Raw genomic sequence first — 19,050 nt, 5'->3', positions numbered from 1 at the left:
AATGGTTCTCGTGCATACCTTATGGCCTCCGGACCGCCCAAGGAGGAGACCCCCGTGGCAGACCGCACACCGCCGCTCGCAGTGGAGGAGCTGCGTGCCCTCGTGGCGAGCGGCGAGATCGACACCGTCGTCCTGGCCTTCCCCGACATGCAGGGCCGCCTTCAGGGCAAGCGGTTCGCCGCCCGCTTCTTCCTCGACGACGTCCTGGAGCACGGCACGGAGGGCTGCAACTACCTGCTCGCCGTGGACGCCGAGATGAACACCGTCGACGGCTACGCGATGTCCAGCTGGGAGACCGGCTACGGCGACTTCGCCATGATCCCCGACCTGTCCACCCTGCGCCGCGTGCCCTGGAACGAGGGCACCGCGATGCTGATCGCCGACCTCGCCTGGAACGACGGCTCACCCGTCGTCGCCGCGCCCCGGCAGATCCTGCGCCGCCAGCTCGACCGCCTCGCCGAACTCGGATACACCGCGAACGTCGGCACCGAGCTGGAGTTCATCGTCTTCAAGGACAGCTACGAGCAGGCCTGGGACGCGAACTACCGCGACCTGACCCCGGCCAACCAGTACAACGTCGACTACTCCGTCCTCGGCACCGGCCGCGTCGAGCCGCTGCTCCGCCGCATCCGCAACGAGATGGCCGGCGCCGGGCTCACCGTCGAGTCCGCGAAGGGCGAGTGCAACCCCGGCCAGCACGAGATCGCCTTCCGCTACGACGAGGCCCTCGTCACCTGCGACCAGCACGCCATCTACAAGACCGGCTCCAAGGAGATCGCCGCGCAGGAGGGCGTCTCCCTCACCTTCATGGCCAAGTACAACGAGCGCGAGGGCAACTCCTGCCACATCCACCTCTCGCTCGCCGACGCCGACGGCGCCAACGCCATGCCCGGCGACGGCCCCGGCGGCATGTCCCCGGTCATGCGGCACTTCCTCGCCGGCCAGCTCGCCGCCCTGCGCGACTTCTCCCTCCTGTACGCCCCCAACATCAACTCGTACAAGCGCTTCCAGGCCGGCTCGTTCGCCCCGACGGCCGTGGCCTGGGGGTACGACAACCGCACCTGCGCGCTCCGCGTCGTCGGCCACGGCCGTTCGATGCGGTTCGAGAACCGGCTGCCGGGCGGCGACGTCAACCCGCACCTCGCCGTCGCGGCCCTCGTCGCCGCAGGCCTGTACGGCATAGAGCAGAAGCTCGAACTGCCCGACGCCTGCCCCGGCAACGCGTACACCGCCGACTTCGAGCACGTCCCCACGACCCTCAGGGAGGCCGCCGAACTCTGGGAGAACAGCACCATCGCCAAGGCCGCCTTCGGAGACGAGGTCGTCGCCCACTACCGCAACATGGCGCGGGTCGAACTCGACGCGTTCGACGCCGCGGTGACCGACTGGGAGCTGCGCCGCTCCTTCGAACGCATGTGAGGCCCCTGTTGTCGTACGAGCACCACGTACTGAACCCGGCCACCGAGGAACTGGTCGCCACCGTCCCGGCGACCAGCCCGGAAGCCGTCGACGCGGCCGTCGCCCGGGCCGCCGCCGCCCAGCAGAAATGGTCCGCGCTCGCCCCCGCCGACCGGGCCCGCGCGCTGCGCCGCTTCGCCGCGAAGGTCGACGAACACCTCGAAGAACTCGCCCAGTCGGAGGTCCGCGAGGCCGGACACACCCTCGGCAACGCCCGCTGGGAGGCCGGCAACGTCCGCGACCTCCTCGACTACGCCGCCGGGGGAGTGGAGCGCCTGGCCGGCCGCCAGATCCCCGTGCCCGGCGGGCTCAACGTCACCCTCCTCGAACCCCTCGGCGTCGTCGGCGTCATCGCGCCGTGGAACTTCCCGATGCCGATCGCCGCCTGGGGCACCGCGCCCGCGCTCGCCGCCGGCAACGCCGTCCTCCTCAAGCCCGCCGAGACCACCCCGCTCACCGCCCTGCGCCTCGCCGAACTCGCCCTGGAATCCGGCCTTCCGGAGCATCTCTTCCAGGTCCTGCCGGGCGCCGGGGACGTCACCGGGAACGCGCTCGTCGAGCACCCCGGCGTCGCCAAGATCGTGTTCACCGGCTCCACCCGGGTCGGCAAGCAGATCATGGCCAAGTGCGCGGACCGCGTGAAGCGCGTGACCCTCGAACTCGGCGGCAAGAGCCCCAACATCGTCTTCGCCGACGCCGACATCGAGGCCGCGGCCGCCGCCACCCCGATGTCCTTCCTCGACAACTCGGGCCAGGACTGCTGCGCCCGCACCCGCATCCTCGTGCAGCGCTCCGCCTACGACCGGTTCATGGAACTCCTCGAACCCGCCATCGCCTCGGTGGTCGTCGGCGACCCCGGCGACACCAAGACCCAGATGGGCCCGCTGATCTCCAAGGTCCAGCTGGAGCGGGTGCGCTCGTACGTCACCGGGGACCTGGAGACGATCACCGGCAGCGCGCCGGAGGGGCCCGGGTTCTGGTTCCCGCCGACCGTCGTCACCGGCGTCGACCCGGCCGCGCCCGTCGCCGCCGAGGAGGTCTTCGGGCCCGTCGCCGTGGTCCTGCCGTTCGAGGACGAGGCGGACGCGGTACGGCTCGCCAACGCCACCGAGTACGGCCTCTCCGGCTCCATCTGGACCCGGGACTCGGGACGCGCGATCCGCGTCTCGCAGGCCGTCCGCGCGGGCAACCTGTCCGTCAACTCGCACTCCAGCGTGCGCTATTGGACCCCCTTCGGCGGCTACCAGCAGTCCGGCCTCGGCCGCGAACTCGGCCCCGACGCCCTCACCGCCTTCACCGAGACCAAGAACGTCTTCATCAGCACGGAAGGTTCCGCACAGTGACCGAACAGCCCCTCTGCCGCCGCCTCGTCGGCCGTACCGCCGTCGTCACCGGAGCCGGCAGCGGCATCGGCCTCGCCACCGCCCGCCGCCTCGCCTCCGAGGGCGCCGACGTCGTCTGCGCCGACATCGACCCCGCCGCCGGCAAGGCCGCCGCGGAGGAGGTCGGCGGCACCTTCGTCCAGGTCGACGTCACCGACGGCGAGCAGGTCGAGGCCCTCTTCAAGACGGCGTACGACACGTACGGCAGCGTCGACGTCGCCTTCAACAACGCCGGGATCTCCCCGCCCGACGACGACTCGATCCTGGAGACCGGCCTGGAGGCGTGGAAGCGCGTGCAGGAGGTCAACCTCACCTCCGTGTACCTGTGCTGCAAGGCGGCCATCCCGTACATGCGCGAGCAGCGCCGCGGCTCGATCATCAACACCGCGTCGTTCGTGGCGCGGATGGGCGCGGCCACCTCGCAGATCTCGTACACCGCGTCCAAGGGCGGCGTCCTCGCCATGTCCCGCGAGCTCGGCGTGCAGTTCGCCCGCGAGGGCATCCGCGTCAACGCGCTCTGCCCGGGCCCGGTCAACACCCCGCTGCTCCAGGAGCTGTTCGCCAAGGACCCGGAGCGGGCCGCGCGCCGCCTCGTGCACGTCCCGGTGGGCCGCTTCGCCGAGGCCGAGGAGATCGCCGCGGCGGTCGCGTTCCTCGCCAGCGACGACTCCTCCTTCGTGAACGCCACCGACTTCCTCGTCGACGGCGGCATCGCGGGGGCGTACGTCACCCCGCTGTAGCCCCCGGCTCCGTGGACGCCGTACGGGCGCGGGCCCTGCTCGTACGGCGTCCGGAGCCCTGCTCGTACGGCGTCCGAGGGCTCTCGCCCGGCCCGGCGGGGCCCGACTTAAGGTGGGCGGATGAGCATGACGACCCCGCCCGGCTGGTACCCGGACCCCGCGGCGCCGGGCATCGAGCGCTGGTGGGACGGCGCCGCGTGGACCGAGCACGCCCGCGCCGCAGGACCGCAGGGCGCCGCCCCGCCCGTGCCGGCGACGCCCCGTGCCGGTGAGGCCTCGCGCCGGGCCAAGGGCGTCGCACTCGGCGCCGCCGGACTCGTGCTCGTCGCGTCCATCGTCACCGGCGCCTTCGTCCTCGGCGGCGAGGGCGACCGGCCGGGCCCCGGACCGAAGGCCTCCGCCACGGGCACGCCCACGGACGGCCCCACGGACACGGACGGCCCCGCGCTTTCCGCGACCACCCCGACGGCCACGCCCGCCGAGGACGACGGCAAGGTCCTCGTCGACCAGCTCAACGGCGTCTCCCTGCCGCTCCTCGACGGCTGGAAGCGCGCCGAACGCCCCGTCGACCGCGTCCCGACCGCCGTCACCGAGGAGGAGTACGACTGCCCCGGCACCAGCGGCTTCTGCCACCCGGGCCGGGTCGGCACGTACTCCGTCACCGTCGAGGACGGCGCCTCCCCGCTCAGCGTCGCCGAGCAGGACATCGCCGAGGCCGCGGAGCGCGCGTACGACCGCGACGCCGTCGGCCGCAGGCCCTACAACGGCATGGAGGACCACCGCCCGGCCGCCGCGGGCCGTGTCCAAGTCGCGGGCGCCGAGGGGTACTTCGTGCGCTGGCGCGTCACCACCGCCTCCGGCCCCGGCGGATACGTCCAGTCCCTCGCCTTCCCGCCGCCCGGGGGCGGCGCGGGCAGCATGGTCGTCGTCCGCTTCGCCTTCGACGCGGGCCCCGACGGGCCGCCGCTCTCCGCCATCGACAAGATCACCCGCGGCATCCGCGCCACCCGCTGAGCCCGCACCGCGTACGGCGCTACAGGAACGTCCGGCCTTCGCCCCGGTACGTCGGGACCGTCGCCGTGATCCGGTCGCCCTCGACCAGGTGCAGCTGCTCGAAGCGCTCGCACAGCTCGCCCGCCTTGGCGTGCCGGAACCACACCTTGTCGCCGATCAGCAGGTCGTCCGCGGGCGAGCCGAGCAGCGGCGTCTGCACCTCGCCGGCGCCCTCCTGCGGGTCGTACCGCAGCCCCTCCGGCAGATACGGCACCGGCGACCGGTCCCGGCCCGCCACCCCGGACGCCGGATAGCCGCCGCCGAGCACCGTCACCACGCCCACGCCCGGCCTGCGCACGACGGGCTGCGCGAACAGCGCCGCCGGACGGCCGCTGAACGACGTGTAGTTGTCGAACAGCCGCGGCAGATAGAGCCCCGAGCCCGCCGCGATCTCCGTGACCGCCGCCTCCGCCGCCGTGTGCTGCACACTGCCCGTGCCGCCGCCGTTCACGAACTCCAGGTCCGGCGCCACGGCCCGCACCGCCCGCACCACCTCGGCCCGCCGCACCGCCAGCTCCCGCCGGGCCGCCGACTGCATCGCCCGGATCGCCCGCGACCGCACCGGCCGCCCGGCGAGCAGATCGCCGACCCCGGCCACATGCCCCTCGTACGCCATCACGCCCACCAGCCGGAACCCCGGCCTGCGGGCCACCGCGCGCGCCAGCTCCGCGACCTGCTCAGGGGAGTGCAGCGGCGAGCGGCGCGCGCCGATCCGCACCCGGCCGCCGAGCAGCCGCAGCGACGTGTCCAACTCCAGGCACACGCGCACCTCTTCCCGCCCGCGCCCCCCGTCCCGCGCCGCGTCGATCAGCCGCAGCTGCGCCGGGTCGTCCACCATCACCGTGACCGCCGCGGCCAGCTTCGGGTCGGCGGTCAGCTCCGCGAAGCCCGCGCGGTCCGCCGACGGATACGCGAGCAGCACGTCCTCGAAGCCCGAGCGCGCCAGCCACAGCGACTCGGCGAGCGTGAACGACATGACGCCCGCGAACCCGTCCGTCGCGAGGGCCCGTTCGAGCAGCGCACGACACCGCACCGACTTGCTCGCCACCCGTACCGGCTTGCCCCCGGCCCGGCGCACGAGGTCGGCGGCGTTCGCGTCGAACGCCTCCAGGTCGACGATCGCGACGGGCGCGTCGAGGTGGGCGGTGGCCCGGTCGTAACGGGCGCGATCTGCAGCGAGAGCCGTCATGGGCGCAGCCTGCCAGACCGCTCTACCCAGGGGTAGGGGGATGATCCGGACAGAACACCCGTGGGTCTCGTGCAGGTTCTCGTCCGACCTGCATCAGCCCGTAGAGTGACGCGCAGGCAGGGAAGAACGGGCCGCTCCTCCACGGAGATCGAACAGCGCCCGTGCTCGAGGACGGGGGGTGCATGAGCACAGACGCGCGACGCGCCGACGTCCCCCCGCGCCCCTCCTCGCCGCCCCCGCCCAACCCCTCGACCCGCCTCCCGGACGAGCCCCCACGCACGGACCCCGCCCTCCCGGCTGCTTCGGGTTCGCCTGTTTCTGGTCCGGCTGCTTCCGGTTCGCCCGCCGCCGGTCCGGCTGCTTCCGGTTCGCCCGCCGCTGGTCCGGCCGCGTCCGGTCCGGCCGGTGCCGCGTCGCCTTCCTCGGGCGGTACGGGCCCGGCCGCGCCCGCGCCTGCCGGCGGTCCCGCAGCCGCCGTGCCGCCGCGCCCCGCGAGCCCGCCGCCCCAGCCCGGCCCCGCCGGAAGCGCGACGGCAACGGGAACAGACACAGGCACAGGCACAGGCCGTGTCCCCGCCCAGCCCGCCGGCTCCGTGCCGCCCGCCCCGCGGCCCAGCGAGACCACCGCGCGTCTGCGGCCCGTGCCTCCGGCGCCCGGCGAGCGGCCCGCGCCCCGGGCCGGCGCCGCCCCGCTGCCGCCCGAGGCGCCCCGCAGACCCCAGCAGCCGCCGACGCCGCACACCCGGCCCCAGCCGCAGCAGCCGCCGCGTACCGCGCCGAGCCGACGGCCCGTCGGGTCCGTCGACCTCACGCCGCAACCCGGCGCCGGCCGGCCGCTGTACTTCGGGCAGCCCGCCGCCTTCGACGACCGGACCACGCAGCTCCGCCCCGTACCGGCCCGCAGCAAGCCCCGGATCGCCGCCGTCGCCGCCTGCCTCGTGCTCGGTTTCGGGCTCATCGGCGGTGCAGTGACCGGGAGTTGGCTCACCGGCGAGGCCGACGGCGCCCCCGGCGCGGAGCGCGTCTACGCCGCCGCGGGCCAGGCCTGGCACAACGAGAAGGTCGACACCCTCTTCCCGCCCGTCCTCAAGGGCGACGGCGCCGGCCCCGGCGGCGCCGACCGCGTCTGGACCCGCATCGCCGTCGCCCCCGACACGAACTGCAGGTCCGCGCTCGACCCGCTGCTGCGCAAGGCACTCCAACCCGTGGGCTGCGAACGGCTGTTGCGCGCCACGTACACCGACGCCACCCGCAGCCACCTCACCACCGTCGGCATGCTCTTCACCAAGGCCGACGCCGCCTCCATGGGCGCCCTGCGCACCCGCTTCACCGAGGAGGGCCTCGACCGGCGCGACGACCTGATGCCCCGCCCGTACGCGAAGAAGGGCACCGTCGCCGCCGGGTTCGGGGACGAGCAGCGCGCCAGCTGGACGGTCTCGATCCTCACCGACGCCCCCGTCGTCGTGTACGCCGTGTCCGGCTTCGCCGACGGCCGCGAGGTCTCCGAGCCCGAGCCCGCCGCCGAGGCCATGAAGTCCGGCGCCACCAGCGCACCCGCCCAGTCCGGCCTCGGCCACGAGGCGAAGGGCCTCGCCGACCGGGTGGAGCGCACCCTGCGCAAGACCGTCACCGCGGCCACGGAGAAGCCCTCATGAGCACCGGTACGCAGCCCACCGCCCGGCGCATCGGCCCGCTCCGCAAGAGCGGCACCCTCATCGCCGCCGCCGCGCTCGCCCTGCTGCCCGCCGCCACCGCCCGCGCCGACGAGATCCGCACCCAGCAGTGGGGCCTCGCCGCCCTCAACACCGCCGAGGCCTGGCAGAGCACCCGCGGCGCGGGCATGACCGTCGCCGTCCTCGACACCGGCGTCGACGACCAGCACCCCGACCTCGCGGACAACGTCCTGCCCGGCAAGGACATGATCGGCTTCGGCGCCTCCCGCGGCGACCGCCCCTGGGCCCGGCACGGCACCGCCATGGCCGGCATCATCGCAGGTCACGGCCACGGCCCCGGAAACGACGAGGGCGTGCTCGGTATCGCCCCCGAGGCCAAGATCCTCCCGGTCCGGGTGATCCTGGAGGACGGTGACAAGTCCCGCAAGAAGGCCCGCTCCAGCCGCGCCGGCGCCCTCGCCGAAGGCATCCGCTGGGCCGCCGACAACGGCGCCGACGTCATCAACCTCTCCCTCGGCGACGACAGCGAGTCCGCCCACGCCGACCCGACCGAGGACGCGGCCGTCCAGTACGCCCTGAAGAAGGGCGTCGTCGTGGTCGCCTCCGCGGGCAACGGTGGCGAGAAGGGCGACCACATCTCCTACCCGGCGGCGTACCCCGGCGTCATCGCCGTCGCCGCCGTCGACCGGTACGGCGACCGCGCCCCGTTCTCCACCCGCCGCTGGTACGCGACCGTCAGCGCCCCCGGCAAGGACATCGTGATAGCCGACCCGGACCGCGAGTACTACCGCGGCTGGGGCACCAGCGCCGCCTCCGCCTTCGTCTCCGGCGCCGCCGCACTCGTCCGCGCCGCCCACCCGAACCTCCAACCCGCCCAGATCAAACGGCTGTTGGAGGACACCGCCCGCAACGCCCCCGACGGCGGCCGCGACGACTCCCGCGGCCACGGCCTGGTCGACCCCGCCGCCGCCATCGCCGAGGGCGGCGAGCTCAAGCCCGAGAAGCTCCGCCCCGCGGCGTACGGGGACAAGTTCTTCGGCCCCGGCCCGGACGCCGACCCCGACGACTCCACCGCGGCCTGGCTCGGCCCGCTCGCCGGCAGCCTCGGCGCGATCTGCCTGGTCGCGGCGGTCGTCCTGTGGCGCGGCCGCCCCCGCCCGTACTGAGCCCCCGCCCCCGACCACCACGGCCCGCCCGCGCACGCCCCCGGTAGGGTCGACGACCGTGGCGAACAAGAACATCCCGGACTCCGGCTACTCCGACGACGACGGCTCCGCCGACCCGAAGCTGAGCGCGGCCCTCGCCGCCTGGGCCGCCGAGCGCACCCCCGAGAACGGCCGCGCCGTCCTGGAGCACCTGCCCGGCACCCGCCTCCTCGTCCCCGTCGTCGCCGTGCTCGGCGAGGTCGAGACCGACGAGAACGGGCTTCGCCGCGAGAAGACCAGCGACATGGCCGTGCCGATCCTCAAGGCCGGCGACCGCAGCGCCCTGCCGGCCTTCACCTCCACCGAGGCCCTCGCCCTCTGGGACCCCGAGGCCCGCCCCGTCGCCGTACCCCTGCACCAGGCCCTGCAGGCCGCCGTGCACGAGAAGGCCGACACGATCGTCCTCGACGTCGCCGGGCCCGTGCCCTTCGAACTGCCCCGCCCCGCCCTGCTCGCCGTCGCCGAGGGCCGCACGACCACGGACCCGCTCGCCGACCCGGCCGTCACGGACGCGGTACGCGCGATCGTCGCCGCCGAGCCCGCCGTGCTCCGCGCCCACCTCGGCCCGGGCAGCGCCGACGGCACCCTCGCCCTCGTCCTCGGCCCCGACGCCGCCCCCGCCGAGGCCGCCCGCCGCGTCGCCGAGGCGCTTGCCGCCGACGAAACGCTGAGGGCCCGCCTGGTGCGCGGCCTCGACCTGGCACTCCTGCCCGCCGAGGCCACCCCGCCGGGCGAGCCCCTCTACGTACGCGCGTGAAGGCCGCGCGGGGATCCGGTCAGCCGAAGACCGGGCCGGTGTACTTCTCGCCCGGGCCCTGACCCGGCTCGTCCGCCACGATCGACGCCTCGCGGAACGCCAGCTGCAGCGACTTCAGGCCGTCCTTCAGAGGCGCGGCGTGGAAGGAGCTGATCTCCGTGGTGCTCGCGTCGAGCAGACCGGCCAGGGCGTGCACCAGCTTGCGGGCCTCGTCCAGGTCCTTGTGCGCGTCGCCGTCCTCGGTCAGGCCGAGCTTCACGGCGGCGGCGCTCATCAGGTTGACCGCGACCGTCACGATCACCTCGACCGCGGGAACCTCCGCGATGTCACGGGTCATGGCGTCGAAGTCGGCGGAGGTCTCTTCGCCGGGGGCGGGGGTCGCGTCGCTCATGGCTTTGCTTCTACTTCCTGGCTGCTGCTTGAGGGGTCCGGCGTGCGCCGGGGCCGCACCAGCCTAGGCCCCGGACATCGGCGTGGCTGCCGCGCCCCCGAACGCTGGTATGCTGGGGAACCGACCGGCCGGACACGACTGACCAAAATCATTCGCACCGGCCCACAAGTGGAGGCTCCGATCTCCCACCTGGCCGCCCTCAGGGCGGCGGGTCACCGGTCCGACGGCCACCCCGAGTGGCGGTCATCTGCGCCCCGCGTACGACGCGGCGGTGCTCCGGTAAGTGATGGAGCCCCGCATGTGATCGTCTCCGGGGCATTTTTCGTGCGCCGGCGCGGTTAGGTCTTACGAAAAGAGACGTTACGCGGCAGTCCGCCAGGCCGTCGCGTGGTGCTACCGAGGAGGATCCATCAGCGCCGAGCCCCGCATCAACGACCGGATTCGCGTTCCCGAGGTGCGACTTGTCGGTCCCAGCGGCGAGCAGGTCGGGATTGTTCCGCTTGCCAAGGCCCTGGAGCTTGCGCAGGAGTACGACCTCGACCTCGTCGAGGTCGCGGCGAACGCCCGTCCGCCCGTGTGCAAGCTCATGGACTACGGGAAGTTCAAGTACGAGTCGGCCATGAAGGCCCGTGAGGCGCGCAAGAACCAGGCGCACACGGTCATCAAGGAGATGAAGCTCCGGCCGAAGATCGACCCGCACGACTATGACACCAAGAAGGGTCACGTCGTCCGGTTCCTCAAGCAGGGCGACAAGGTCAAGATCACGATCATGTTCCGTGGTCGCGAGCAGTCCCGGCCGGAGCTCGGCTACCGACTGCTGCAGCGCCTCGCGGAGGACGTCCAGGACCTCGGGTTCATCGAGTCGAACCCGAAGCAGGACGGCCGCAACATGATCATGGTCCTCGGTCCGCACAAGAAGAAGACCGAGGCGATGGCCGAGGCCCGTGAAGCCCAGGCCGCCCGCAAGGCGGACGCGCCGGGCACCACGACCCGGCGGGACCGTGCCGCGGACGAGCAGTCCGCCGAGCAGTCCGCTGAGGAACCCGCCGAGGCCTGATCCGAGGCCCCCGGGGTGAAAACCCCAGGCTCCGGATGCAACCGATACAACTGACGCTCCCGCCGGCCCGACCGGGTTCGGTGGGAGCGCCACTGACGAGGAGAGAACGGCGCTATGCCGAAGAACAAGTCGCACAGCGGTGCCAGCAAGCGCTTCAAGGTCACCGGCTCCGGCAAGGTGCTCCGTGAGCGCGCCGGCAAGCGCCACCTGCTCGAGCACAAGTCGTCCCGCGTGACGCGTCGCCTCACCGGCAACGCCGAGATGGCCCCGGGCGACGCCGCGAAGATCAAGAAGCTTCTCGGCAAGTGACGTCGCGGCCCCCGCACCAGGGGGCCGGACGCCTGGACCGGGACCCATTCGACACCGGGCCGTGTGAACACAACCACGGCCCCGCTACAAGGAGTTAACAAGTGGCACGCGTCAAGCGCGCAGTCAACGCGCACAAGAAGCGTCGGGCGATCCTCGAGCAGGCCAGCGGCTACCGCGGTCAGCGTTCGCGGCTGTACCGCAAGGCGAAGGAGCAGGTCACCCACTCCCTCGTCTACAACTACAACGACCGCAAGAAGCGCAAGGGCGACTTCCGTCAGCTGTGGATCCAGCGCATCAACGCCGCTGCCCGCGCCAACGGCATCACCTACAACCGCTTCATCCAGGGTCTGAAGGCCGCCAACATCGAGGTGGACCGCAAGATGCTGGCCGAGCTCGCGGTCAACGACAGCAACGCGTTCGCCGCGCTGGTCGAGGTCGCGCAGAAGGCGCTGCCGAGCGACGTCAACGCTCCCAAGGCTGCCGCCTGAGTTTCGGGTTGAGCTGAGCCTCGTCGGACCCGCAGACCCCTACCGGTCTGCGGGTCCGACTGCGTCCGGCTCCCCGTCCGCCGTCGACTGTCGTCTGCCGCCTGCCGCTTCGTCGTGGCCGTTCGCGCAGTTCCCCGCGCCCCTGAAAGCAGGGGCCCAGCCTGTAGCTCAAGGTGAATACATGGGTGCCGTACCCGAGTTGATCTCCCCCCGTTCCCCGCGCGTGAGTGCCGCGCGGCGGCTCGCCAAGCGGAACTTCCGCGGCAAGGAGCGGCTGTTCCTCGCCGAAGGGCCGCAGGCCGTACGGGAAGCCGCCGGGCACCGCGGCGACGCCGGGGCGACCCTCGTCGAGCTGTTCACCACCGTCGACGCCGCCGAGCGGTACGCGGACATCGTCGGGGCCGCGCGCGACGGCGGCGCCCGGGTGCACCTCGCCGACGAGGCCGTGATCGCCGACATCTCCACCACCGTCACGCCCCAGGGCCTGGTCGGCGTCTGCCGGTTCCTGGACAAGCCGTTCGCGGAGGTCCTCGCCGCCCGGCCCAAGCTCGTCGCCGTACTCGCCCACGTACGCGACCCCGGGAACGCCGGGACCGTGCTGCGGTGCGCCGATGCCGCCGGGGCCGACGCCGTGGTGTTCACCGACGCCTCCGTCGACCTCTACAACCCCAAGGCCGTACGCGCCTCCGTCGGGTCGCACTTCCATCTGCCGGTGGCCGTCGGCGTGCCCGTCGAAGAAGCCGTGACCGGCCTGCGGGAAGCCGGAGTCCGGGTGCTCGCCGCCGACGGGGCCGGGGACCGGGACCTCGACGACGAACTCGACCACGGCACCATGGGCACCCCGACCGCCTGGGTCTTCGGCAACGAGGCCTGGGGGCTGCCGGAGGAGACCCGCGCACTCGCCGACGAGGTGGTGCGCGTGCCCATCCACGGCCGCGCCGAGAGCCTCAACCTCGCCACGGCCGCCGCCGTGTGCCTCTACGCCTCCGCGCGCGCCCAGCGCACCGGGAACCCCCGCTGATGGGGTCCGCTCCGTTACCCCGAGCTAGTAGGGTGACGGGCTCGGGGGCCCGGGTGCAGGCAGCGCCGCACCGGGAGACCCCAGCCCAATCGAGAGGTGGGGTACGGGGATGAGCGTCGGCACCAGCAGGACCGGGGGAGTGCGTGGCTCCGCCGTACGCCCCGCCGTGTCCGGCACAGCCGCCCGCGACCCGGACGAGCTCGGCATCGACCCGGACGCCCTGCCGGACGGACTGGTCGTCGCCGACGAGTCCGGGCACGTCGTCTGCTTCAACGCCGCCGCCGCACGCATCACCGCGGTCAGCGCCGCCGACGCCATCGGGACGCCCATCGAGCGGGCCCTGCCCCTGGAGGACCTCGAAGGCCGGCGCTGGTGGCAGCTGACCGATCCGTACGGCGGGCTCGCCACCCGGACCGGGCAGCCCGAGCGGAACCTGCTGCTGCCCGGCGGTCGCGAAGTCCTCGTCACCGCCCGGTACGTGCGCACCCGGCCGACCGGGCCCGTGCGCCGGCTCGTCGTCTCCCTGCGGGACACCGAGGCGCGGCGGCGCACCGAGCGCAGCCACGCCGAGCTGATCGCCACCGTCGCGCACGAGCTGCGCTCGCCGCTGACCTCCGTGAAGGGGTTCACGGCGACGCTGCTCGCCAAGTGGGAGCGGTTCACCGACGACCAGAAGAAGCTGATGCTGGAGACCGTCGACGCCGACGCCAACCGCGTCACCCGGCTCATCGCCGAGCTCCTCGACATCTCCCGGATCGACTCCGGGCGCCTCGAAGTGCGCCGCCAGCCCGTCGACATAGGCGCCGCCGTCGGCCGGCACGTGCAGGCCCACGTCGCCGCCGGCAGCCCCGCCGACCGCTTCCTCGTCCGCGTCCGGCACCCGCTGCCCGACCTGTGGGCCGACCCCGACAAGATCGACCAGGTGCTCAGCAACCTCCTGGAAAACGCGGTGCGCCACGGCGAGGGAACCGTCACCATTGACGTCGAGCCCGCCGACTCGGCCGGCACGACCGTCACCGTCAGCGACGAGGGCCCAGGCATCCCGGAGGAATCCATGAACCGCGTCTTCACCCGCTTCTGGCGGGGCAGCAAGCGCGGCGGCACCGGACTCGGGCTGTACATCGTGAAGGGCATCGTCGAGGCGCACGGCGGGACGATCACCGTCGGCCGCGGCCCCGCGGGCGGCGCCGAGTTCCGATTTACGTTGCCCGTGGCGGCACCGGCGTATCTCACCAGCTGAGCACCGGCACCCACGGGCGTCTGCACACCCCTCACCCCCGTTAGACTCGGCCTTTGGCACATTGCGTCTCGAATCAAGGGGCGGCTCGTCATCGAGGCCGGTACGAGTCGTGGACGGGGCCATCCGCCAGCCAATCGGAAGCACGGGAAGAGATGTCGGCACCCAATAAGTCGTACGACCCTGTTGAGGTCGAGGCCCTGAAACCGGAAGAGATCGAGCGGATGCAGGGCGAGGCGCTCGACGCCTTCGCCGTGGCCGCTGACCTCGAGCAGCTGCAGGCCGCCAAGGTCGCGCACACCGGTCCCAGCTCCCCGCTCTCGCTCGCCAACCGCGAGATCGGCGCCCTGCCGCCGCACGCCAAGGCCGAGGCCGGCAAGCGCGTCGGCATGGCCCGCGGCGCGGTCAACAAGGCGCTCGCCGCCCGCCAGGCCGAACTCGAGGCCGAGCGGGACGCCCGCGTGCTCGTCGAGGAGGCCGTGGACGTCACGCTGCCCTACGACCGCGCGCAGGCCGGCGCCCGCCACCCGCTCACCACGATCATGGAGCGCGTCGCCGACGTCTTCGTGTCGATGGGGTACGAGATCGCGGAGGGCCCCGAGGCCGAGGCCGAGTGGTTCAACTTCGACGCCCTGAACTTCGTGCCGGACCACCCGGCCCGGCAGATGCAGGACACCTTCTTCGTCCAGGGCCCGGAGGGCACGAAGGGCGACGAGTCCGGCGTGGTCCTGCGTACGCACACCTCGCCCGTGCAGGCCCGCGCGCTGCTCGACCGCGAGCCGCCGGTCTACATCGTCTGCCCCGGCCGCGTGTACCGCACGGACGAGCTCGACGCCACGCACACCCCGGTCTTCCACCAGATCGAGCTGCTCGCCGTCGACGAGGGCCTCACCATGGCCGACCTCAAGGGCACCCTCGACCACATGGTCAAGGCGCTCTTCGGCCCGGACATGAAGACCCGGCTCCGCCCCAACTACTTCCCGTTCACCGAGCCGTCCGCCGAGATGGACATGGTGTGCTACGTGTGCCGGGGCGAGTCCGTGGGCAACCCGGACCGGCCGTGCCGCACCTGCGGCAGCGAGGGCTGGATCGAGCTGGGCGGCTGCGGCATGGTCAACCCGCGCGTGCTGACCGCGTGCGGCGTCGACCCCGAGAAGTACAGCGGATTCGCCTTCGGGTTCGGCATCGAGCGGATGCTGATGTTCCGCCACAACGTCGAAGACATGCGAGACATGGTCGAGGGTGACGTCCGGTTCACCCGGCCGTTCGGGATGGAGATCTGATGCGGGTCCCGCTTTCTTGGCTGCGGGAGTACGTCGACCTGCCGGCCGGCGAGTCCGGCCGCGACGTACAGGAGAAGCTCGTCGGAGTCGGCCTCGAGGTCGAGACCGTCGAGCAGTTGGGCGCCGACCTCAAGGGTCCGCTGGTCGTCGGCCAGGTGCTCACCATCGAGGAGCTGGAGGGCTTCAAGAAGCCGATCCGCTTCTGCACCGTCGACGTCGGCCAGGCCAACGGCACCGGTGAGCCGCAGGAGATCGTCTGCGGCGCCCGGAACTTCGCCGTCGGCGACAAGGTCGTCGTGGTCCTGCCCGGCGCCGTCCTGCCCGGCGGCTTCGCGATCTCCGCGCGCAAGACGTACGGCAAGAAGTCGCACGGCATGATCTGCTCCGGCGACGAGCTGGGCATGGGCGACGACGGCTCCGGCGGCATCATCGTGCTCCCGCCCGAGCACGAGGTCGGCACCGACGCGATCGAGCTGCTCGAACTGGTCGACGAGGTCCTGGACATCGCCGTCACGCCCGACCGCGGCTACTGCCTGTCGATGCGCGGCGTCGCCCGCGAGACCGCCACCGCGTACGGGCTGCCGCTGCGCGACCCGGCACTCATCGACGTGCCCGCGCCGAACGCGCACGGCTACCCGGTCAAGGTCTCCGACCCGGCCGGCTGCGACCGCTTCACGGCCCGCACCGTCACCGGCCTCAACCCCGAGGCGCACTCCCCGATCTGGCTCAAGCGACGCCTGCAGAAGGCCGGCATGCGCCCGATCTCGCTCGCCGTCGACATCACCAACTACGTGATGCTGGAGCTCGGCCAGCCGCTGCACGCCTACGACCGTTCCCTGGTCGAGGGCACCATCGGCGTGCGCCGTGCCGAGCAGGGCGAGAAGATCACCACGCTCGACGGCGCCAAGCGCGTCCTCGACGCCGAGGACCTGGTCATCACCGACGACCGCGGCCCGATCGGCCTCGCCGGCGTCATGGGCGGCGCCCACACCGAGATCGCCGACGCCGCGCCCGACCCGGAGACGGGCGAGGTCAAGGGCACCACGGACGTCGTGATCGAGGCCGCGCACTTCGACCAGCTGGCGATCGCGCGCACCTCCCGGCGGCACAAGCTGTCCTCCGAGGCGTCCCGCCGCTTCGAGCGCGGCGTCGACCCGGAGGCCACGTCCGCCGCGGCCCAGCGCACCGTCGACCTCCTCGTGCTGCTCGCGGGCGGCACCGCCGAGGCCGGCGTCACCGAGGTCATCGCGCCGAGCGCCCCGCGCACCATCACCATCCCGGCCGACCACCCGGACAAGGTCGCGGGCGTCGCGTACGGCCGGGAGACCGTCGTACGACGGCTGCAGCAGGTCGGCTGCGACGTGTACGGGCAGGACTCGCTGACCGTCACCGTGCCGTCCTGGCGGCCCGACCTGACGGACCCGAACGACCTGGCCGAAGAGGTCATCCGCCTGGAGGGGTACGAGAACCTGCCCTCCACGCTGCCCTCGCCGCCCGCCGGGCTCGGCCTGACCGAGCGGCAGCGCACGCACCGCCGCGTCGGCCGCGCCCTGGCCGGCGCCGGGTACGTGGAGGCGCTGAGCTACCCGTTCATCGGCGAGCAGGTCTTCGACGAGCTGCTCCTGGAGGCGGACGACCCGAACCGCCGCGTCGTGAAGCTGGTCAACCCGCTCTCCGACGAGGAGCCCGCGCTCCGTACGACGCTGCTGCCCGGCCTGCTCGCCGCGCTGCGCCGCAACGACAGCCGCGGCAGCCACGACCTGGCTCTCTTCGAGACCGGCACCGTCTTCCACCCCCGCGAGGAGCAGCGCACCGCGGTGCGTCTCCCGGTGGACCGGCGCCCGACCGAGGAGGAGCTGGCGGGCCTGGACGCGGCGCTGCCGTACCAGTGGCGGAACGTCGCGGTCGTCCTCACCGGCGCCCGTGAGCAGGCCGGCTGGTGGGGCAAGGGCCGCCCGGCCGACTGGGCGGACGCCGTCGAGGCCGCCCGTGTCGTGGCCCGCGAGACCGGCGTCGAGCTCACCGTCCGCCAGGGCCAGTACGGTCCGTGGCACCCCGGCCGCTGCGCCGAGCTGGTGATCGAGGCCGACGGCGCGGAGAAGGTCGTCGGGTACGCGGGCGAGCTGCACCCGCGCGTCATCAAGGCCCTGGGCCTGCCCGCGCGGACCTGCGCGATGGAGCTGGAGCTGGACGCGCTCGTCACCGACGAGGTGCTGCAGGCGCCGCGGATCTCCACGTTCCCGGTGGCCACGCAGGACGTCGCCCTGGTCGTCGACGCGGACGTGCCGTCCGTCGAGGTCGAGCGCGCGCTGCGCGAGGGTGCGGGCGAACTGCTCGAGTCCCTGCGCCTGTTCGACGTGTTCACCGGCGAGCAGCTCGGCGAGGGCAAGAAGTCCCTCGCGTACGCGCTGCGCTTCCGGGCCGCCGACCGGACGCTGACCGTCGACGAGGCCAGCGCCGCCCGGGACGCCGCCGCGGCCCTCGCGGGCGAGCGCACGGGCGCGGTGGTGCGCGGCGCGTGAGCCGTGTCGTGGCGATGTCCTAGCGACACCGACCGAGCGCTCGCAAGGGCGCAACGTCCCTGATGAGGGGCGCATCCGGGAGACCGGGTGCGCCCCTCACTCGTTCGGGTGGCAAAGGCCGGGATCCATTCCGGGGCGTGCGGCTATGTCGACAAAATCAACGCGGCCGTCAGGGCCGGCCCGCGTGTCGATCAAGGCCCTGGGGAGGCCGCTGCGCATCGTCCAGGGGCCCGAGGAGGCCACGGCATGATCCGTATCAAGGCCGGTGGCCGGGTGGCCGCCTTCGCTCTGCCCGCGACCTGGGGCGCCGTCGCCGTCACGTACAAGTTCGTCTGCCCGCTCGCCCAGCAGGACGGGCTCGGGGCGCGGATCGCGTCGAGTGCGCTGTTCTTCGCGGTGGGCACGGGGCTGATAGCGGGCGTACGGCGGGCCCTGCTGCGGGAGTTGGCGCAGGTGCGGGAGATCGCGCGGGCCGCGCAGCGGGCGCTGCTCAGACCGCTGCCGCCCCGGATCGACGGCCTCGCGGTGGCCGCCGGACAGCTCTCGGCGCACCGGGGCGCGGACGTCGGCGGCGACCTGTACGAGGCGGTCGCCACGGACCACGGGGTGCGGGTGGTGATGGGCGACGTGCGCGGGCACGGGCTCGCCCCGATCGGCACGGTCGCGGCGGTGCTCGGCTCGTTCCGGGAGGCGGCGCACGACGAGGGCGAACTCGCGGGCGTGCTGCGGCGGTTGGAGCGCGCGCTCGGCCGGCACGTCGGCGCGGGGGAGGGCGCGGACGGCGAGGAGTTCGTGACCGTACTGCTTCTGGAGATCCGGGTGGACGGCTCGGTGTTCGCGCTCAACTGCGGGCACCCGTGGCCGTACCGGCTCGGCCGCGGGCCGCATGCGGGGGCGGGCGGGGCCGGGGTGGAGCGGGTGCCGGGAGGGGAGCCGCTGCCGCCGCTCGGGCCGTTCCCGCTGCCGGAGGTGCTGCCCGCCCGGTACTGCGGGCGCATCCTGCCCGGCGAAGTGCTGTTGCTGCACACCGACGGGGTGGAGGACGCGCGGGACACGGCCGGCCGGTTCTTCCCGCTCGACCGGGCCCTCGCCGAGGCGGCCGGTGCGCGCACGCCCGACCCGGACGCGCTCGTCGGCGCGCTGCAGGGCGCACTGCAACGGCACACGCGCGGGCGCTCAGGCGACGACATGGCCCTCCTCGCGCTGCGCAACGACCGGCACCGGGTGCCGCAGCAGGGCGCTGCGGTGTCCGTCAAGTTCCGGGCGCCGACCAGCAGTTGACGGT

17 protein-coding genes are annotated in these 19,050 nt (G+C 73.3%); 15 read left to right on the top strand and 2 right to left on the bottom strand.

Translation table 11 applies throughout. The features are described from left to right. Positions 1–54 precede the first annotated feature (54 nt). From ACIDOF_RS06625 to ACIDOF_RS06610, 4 genes are all read left to right on the top strand, one after another. Positions 55–1,419: a glutamine synthetase family protein gene (locus tag ACIDOF_RS06625; RefSeq protein ID WP_409004752.1), complete on the top strand. Its 1,365-nt coding sequence runs from the start codon at positions 55–57 to the stop codon at positions 1,417–1,419. Between the two features lie 8 nt (positions 1,420–1,427). Next, a complete protein-coding gene (locus ACIDOF_RS06620) occupies positions 1,428–2,801 on the top strand; it encodes an aldehyde dehydrogenase family protein (RefSeq protein ID WP_409004751.1) in 1,374 nt (457 codons plus the stop codon). Further along, positions 2,798–3,580, top strand: coding sequence for a 3-oxoacyl-ACP reductase (locus tag ACIDOF_RS06615; protein ID WP_409004750.1), 783 nt, complete (start codon positions 2,798–2,800; stop codon positions 3,578–3,580). The genes ACIDOF_RS06620 and ACIDOF_RS06615 overlap by 4 nt, the downstream gene beginning before the upstream one ends. Before the next feature lie 120 nt (positions 3,581–3,700). Further along, positions 3,701–4,594, top strand: coding sequence for a DUF2510 domain-containing protein (locus ACIDOF_RS06610; protein WP_409004749.1), 894 nt, complete (start codon positions 3,701–3,703; stop codon positions 4,592–4,594). Between the two features lie 19 nt (positions 4,595–4,613). Here ACIDOF_RS06610 and ACIDOF_RS06605 read toward each other — a convergent pair whose 3' ends face one another. Then, entirely contained in the window at positions 4,614–5,822 is a 1,209-nt protein-coding gene (locus ACIDOF_RS06605) for an amino acid deaminase/aldolase (RefSeq protein WP_409004748.1), read from the bottom strand. A 641-nt stretch (positions 5,823–6,463) separates the two neighbouring features. Between ACIDOF_RS06605 and ACIDOF_RS06600 the strand changes: the two genes are divergently transcribed. From ACIDOF_RS06600 to ACIDOF_RS06590, 3 genes are read left to right on the top strand one after another with little or no spacing between them, the layout of a single operon-like run. Then, positions 6,464–7,477 (top strand): hypothetical protein, encoded by a 1,014-nt coding sequence (locus ACIDOF_RS06600; RefSeq protein ID WP_409004747.1) that lies wholly within the window; start codon positions 6,464–6,466, stop codon positions 7,475–7,477. Continuing rightward, positions 7,474–8,661 carry a type VII secretion-associated serine protease mycosin gene (gene mycP / locus ACIDOF_RS06595; RefSeq protein WP_409004746.1) on the top strand — a complete coding sequence of 396 codons (1,188 nt, stop codon included), beginning with the start codon at positions 7,474–7,476 and terminating at the stop codon, positions 8,659–8,661. Before ACIDOF_RS06600 ends, mycP begins: the two co-directional genes overlap by 4 nt. A 58-nt stretch (positions 8,662–8,719) precedes the next feature. Further along, a complete protein-coding gene (locus ACIDOF_RS06590) occupies positions 8,720–9,457 on the top strand; it encodes an SseB family protein (RefSeq protein ID WP_409004745.1) in 738 nt (245 codons plus the stop codon). 19 nt (positions 9,458–9,476) lie between these two features. On the opposite strand, the gene ACIDOF_RS06585 is transcribed toward ACIDOF_RS06590, so the two are convergent. Further along, positions 9,477–9,848: a DUF1844 domain-containing protein gene (locus tag ACIDOF_RS06585; RefSeq protein WP_409004744.1), complete on the bottom strand. Its 372-nt coding sequence runs from the start codon at positions 9,846–9,848 to the stop codon at positions 9,477–9,479. A gap of 409 nt (positions 9,849–10,257) precedes the next feature. On the opposite strand from ACIDOF_RS06585, the gene infC reads away from it, so the two are divergent. The 8 genes from infC (at position 10,258) to ACIDOF_RS06545 (ending at position 19,046) form a co-directional block, all read left to right on the top strand. After that, positions 10,258–10,905: a translation initiation factor IF-3 gene (gene infC / locus ACIDOF_RS06580; RefSeq protein WP_409004926.1), complete on the top strand. Its 648-nt coding sequence runs from the start codon at positions 10,258–10,260 to the stop codon at positions 10,903–10,905. A 114-nt stretch (positions 10,906–11,019) separates the two neighbouring features. Continuing rightward, positions 11,020–11,214 (top strand): 50S ribosomal protein L35, encoded by a 195-nt coding sequence (gene rpmI / locus ACIDOF_RS06575; protein ID WP_004933563.1) that lies wholly within the window; start codon positions 11,020–11,022, stop codon positions 11,212–11,214. Positions 11,215–11,315: 101 nt separating this feature from the next. After that, the gene (rplT, locus tag ACIDOF_RS06570) at positions 11,316–11,702 is read left to right on the top strand and encodes a 50S ribosomal protein L20 (RefSeq protein ID WP_409004743.1); all 387 of its coding nucleotides are present in this window, start codon (positions 11,316–11,318) and stop codon (positions 11,700–11,702) included. 181 nt (positions 11,703–11,883) lie between these two features. Then, positions 11,884–12,723 carry a TrmH family RNA methyltransferase gene (locus ACIDOF_RS06565; RefSeq protein WP_409004742.1) on the top strand — a complete coding sequence of 280 codons (840 nt, stop codon included), beginning with the start codon at positions 11,884–11,886 and terminating at the stop codon, positions 12,721–12,723. Between the two features lie 109 nt (positions 12,724–12,832). Then, the gene (locus ACIDOF_RS06560) at positions 12,833–13,963 is read left to right on the top strand and encodes an ATP-binding protein (protein WP_409004741.1); all 1,131 of its coding nucleotides are present in this window, start codon (positions 12,833–12,835) and stop codon (positions 13,961–13,963) included. Between the two features lie 152 nt (positions 13,964–14,115). After that, on the top strand, positions 14,116–15,243 hold the full coding sequence (gene pheS, locus ACIDOF_RS06555; RefSeq protein WP_409004740.1) for a phenylalanine--tRNA ligase subunit alpha: 1,128 nt from the start codon (positions 14,116–14,118) through the stop codon (positions 15,241–15,243). Then, the gene (gene pheT / locus ACIDOF_RS06550) at positions 15,243–17,765 is read left to right on the top strand and encodes a phenylalanine--tRNA ligase subunit beta (RefSeq protein WP_409004739.1); all 2,523 of its coding nucleotides are present in this window, start codon (positions 15,243–15,245) and stop codon (positions 17,763–17,765) included. Before pheS ends, pheT begins: the two co-directional genes overlap by 1 nt. A gap of 246 nt (positions 17,766–18,011) precedes the next feature. After that, complete coding sequence (locus ACIDOF_RS06545; protein WP_409004738.1) at positions 18,012–19,046, top strand: PP2C family protein-serine/threonine phosphatase; 1,035 nt, start codon at positions 18,012–18,014, stop codon at positions 19,044–19,046. Positions 19,047–19,050 lie beyond the last annotated feature (4 nt).

The sequence above is a fragment of the Streptomyces sp. Da 82-17 genome (assembly GCF_046098215.1).
Lineage (GTDB): Bacteria > Actinomycetota > Actinomycetes > Streptomycetales > Streptomycetaceae > Streptomyces.
The sequence above is the reverse complement of the archived record's forward strand: the minus strand, read 5'-3'. Positions and strand labels throughout refer to the sequence as shown.

What these genes read in the sequence shown, in the direction of transcription:
- pheT (WP_409004739.1), top strand. Translation starts at nt 15,243, where the DNA reads ATGCGGGTCCCGCTTTCTTGGCTGCGGGAGTACGTCGACCTGCCGGCC.
- ACIDOF_RS06560 (WP_409004741.1), top strand. Translation starts at nt 12,833, where the DNA reads ATGAGCGTCGGCACCAGCAGGACCGGGGGAGTGCGTGGCTCCGCCGTA.
- mycP (WP_409004746.1), top strand. Translation starts at nt 7,474, where the DNA reads ATGAGCACCGGTACGCAGCCCACCGCCCGGCGCATCGGCCCGCTCCGC.
- rpmI (WP_004933563.1), top strand. Translation starts at nt 11,020, where the DNA reads ATGCCGAAGAACAAGTCGCACAGCGGTGCCAGCAAGCGCTTCAAGGTC.
- pheS (WP_409004740.1), top strand. Translation starts at nt 14,116, where the DNA reads ATGTCGGCACCCAATAAGTCGTACGACCCTGTTGAGGTCGAGGCCCTG.
- ACIDOF_RS06610 (WP_409004749.1), top strand. Translation starts at nt 3,701, where the DNA reads ATGAGCATGACGACCCCGCCCGGCTGGTACCCGGACCCCGCGGCGCCG.
- ACIDOF_RS06585 (WP_409004744.1), bottom strand. Translation starts at nt 9,848, where the DNA reads ATGAGCGACGCGACCCCCGCCCCCGGCGAAGAGACCTCCGCCGACTTC.
- ACIDOF_RS06605 (WP_409004748.1), bottom strand. Translation starts at nt 5,822, where the DNA reads ATGACGGCTCTCGCTGCAGATCGCGCCCGTTACGACCGGGCCACCGCC.
- ACIDOF_RS06565 (WP_409004742.1), top strand. Translation starts at nt 11,884, where the DNA reads ATGGGTGCCGTACCCGAGTTGATCTCCCCCCGTTCCCCGCGCGTGAGT.
- ACIDOF_RS06545 (WP_409004738.1), top strand. Translation starts at nt 18,012, where the DNA reads ATGATCCGTATCAAGGCCGGTGGCCGGGTGGCCGCCTTCGCTCTGCCC.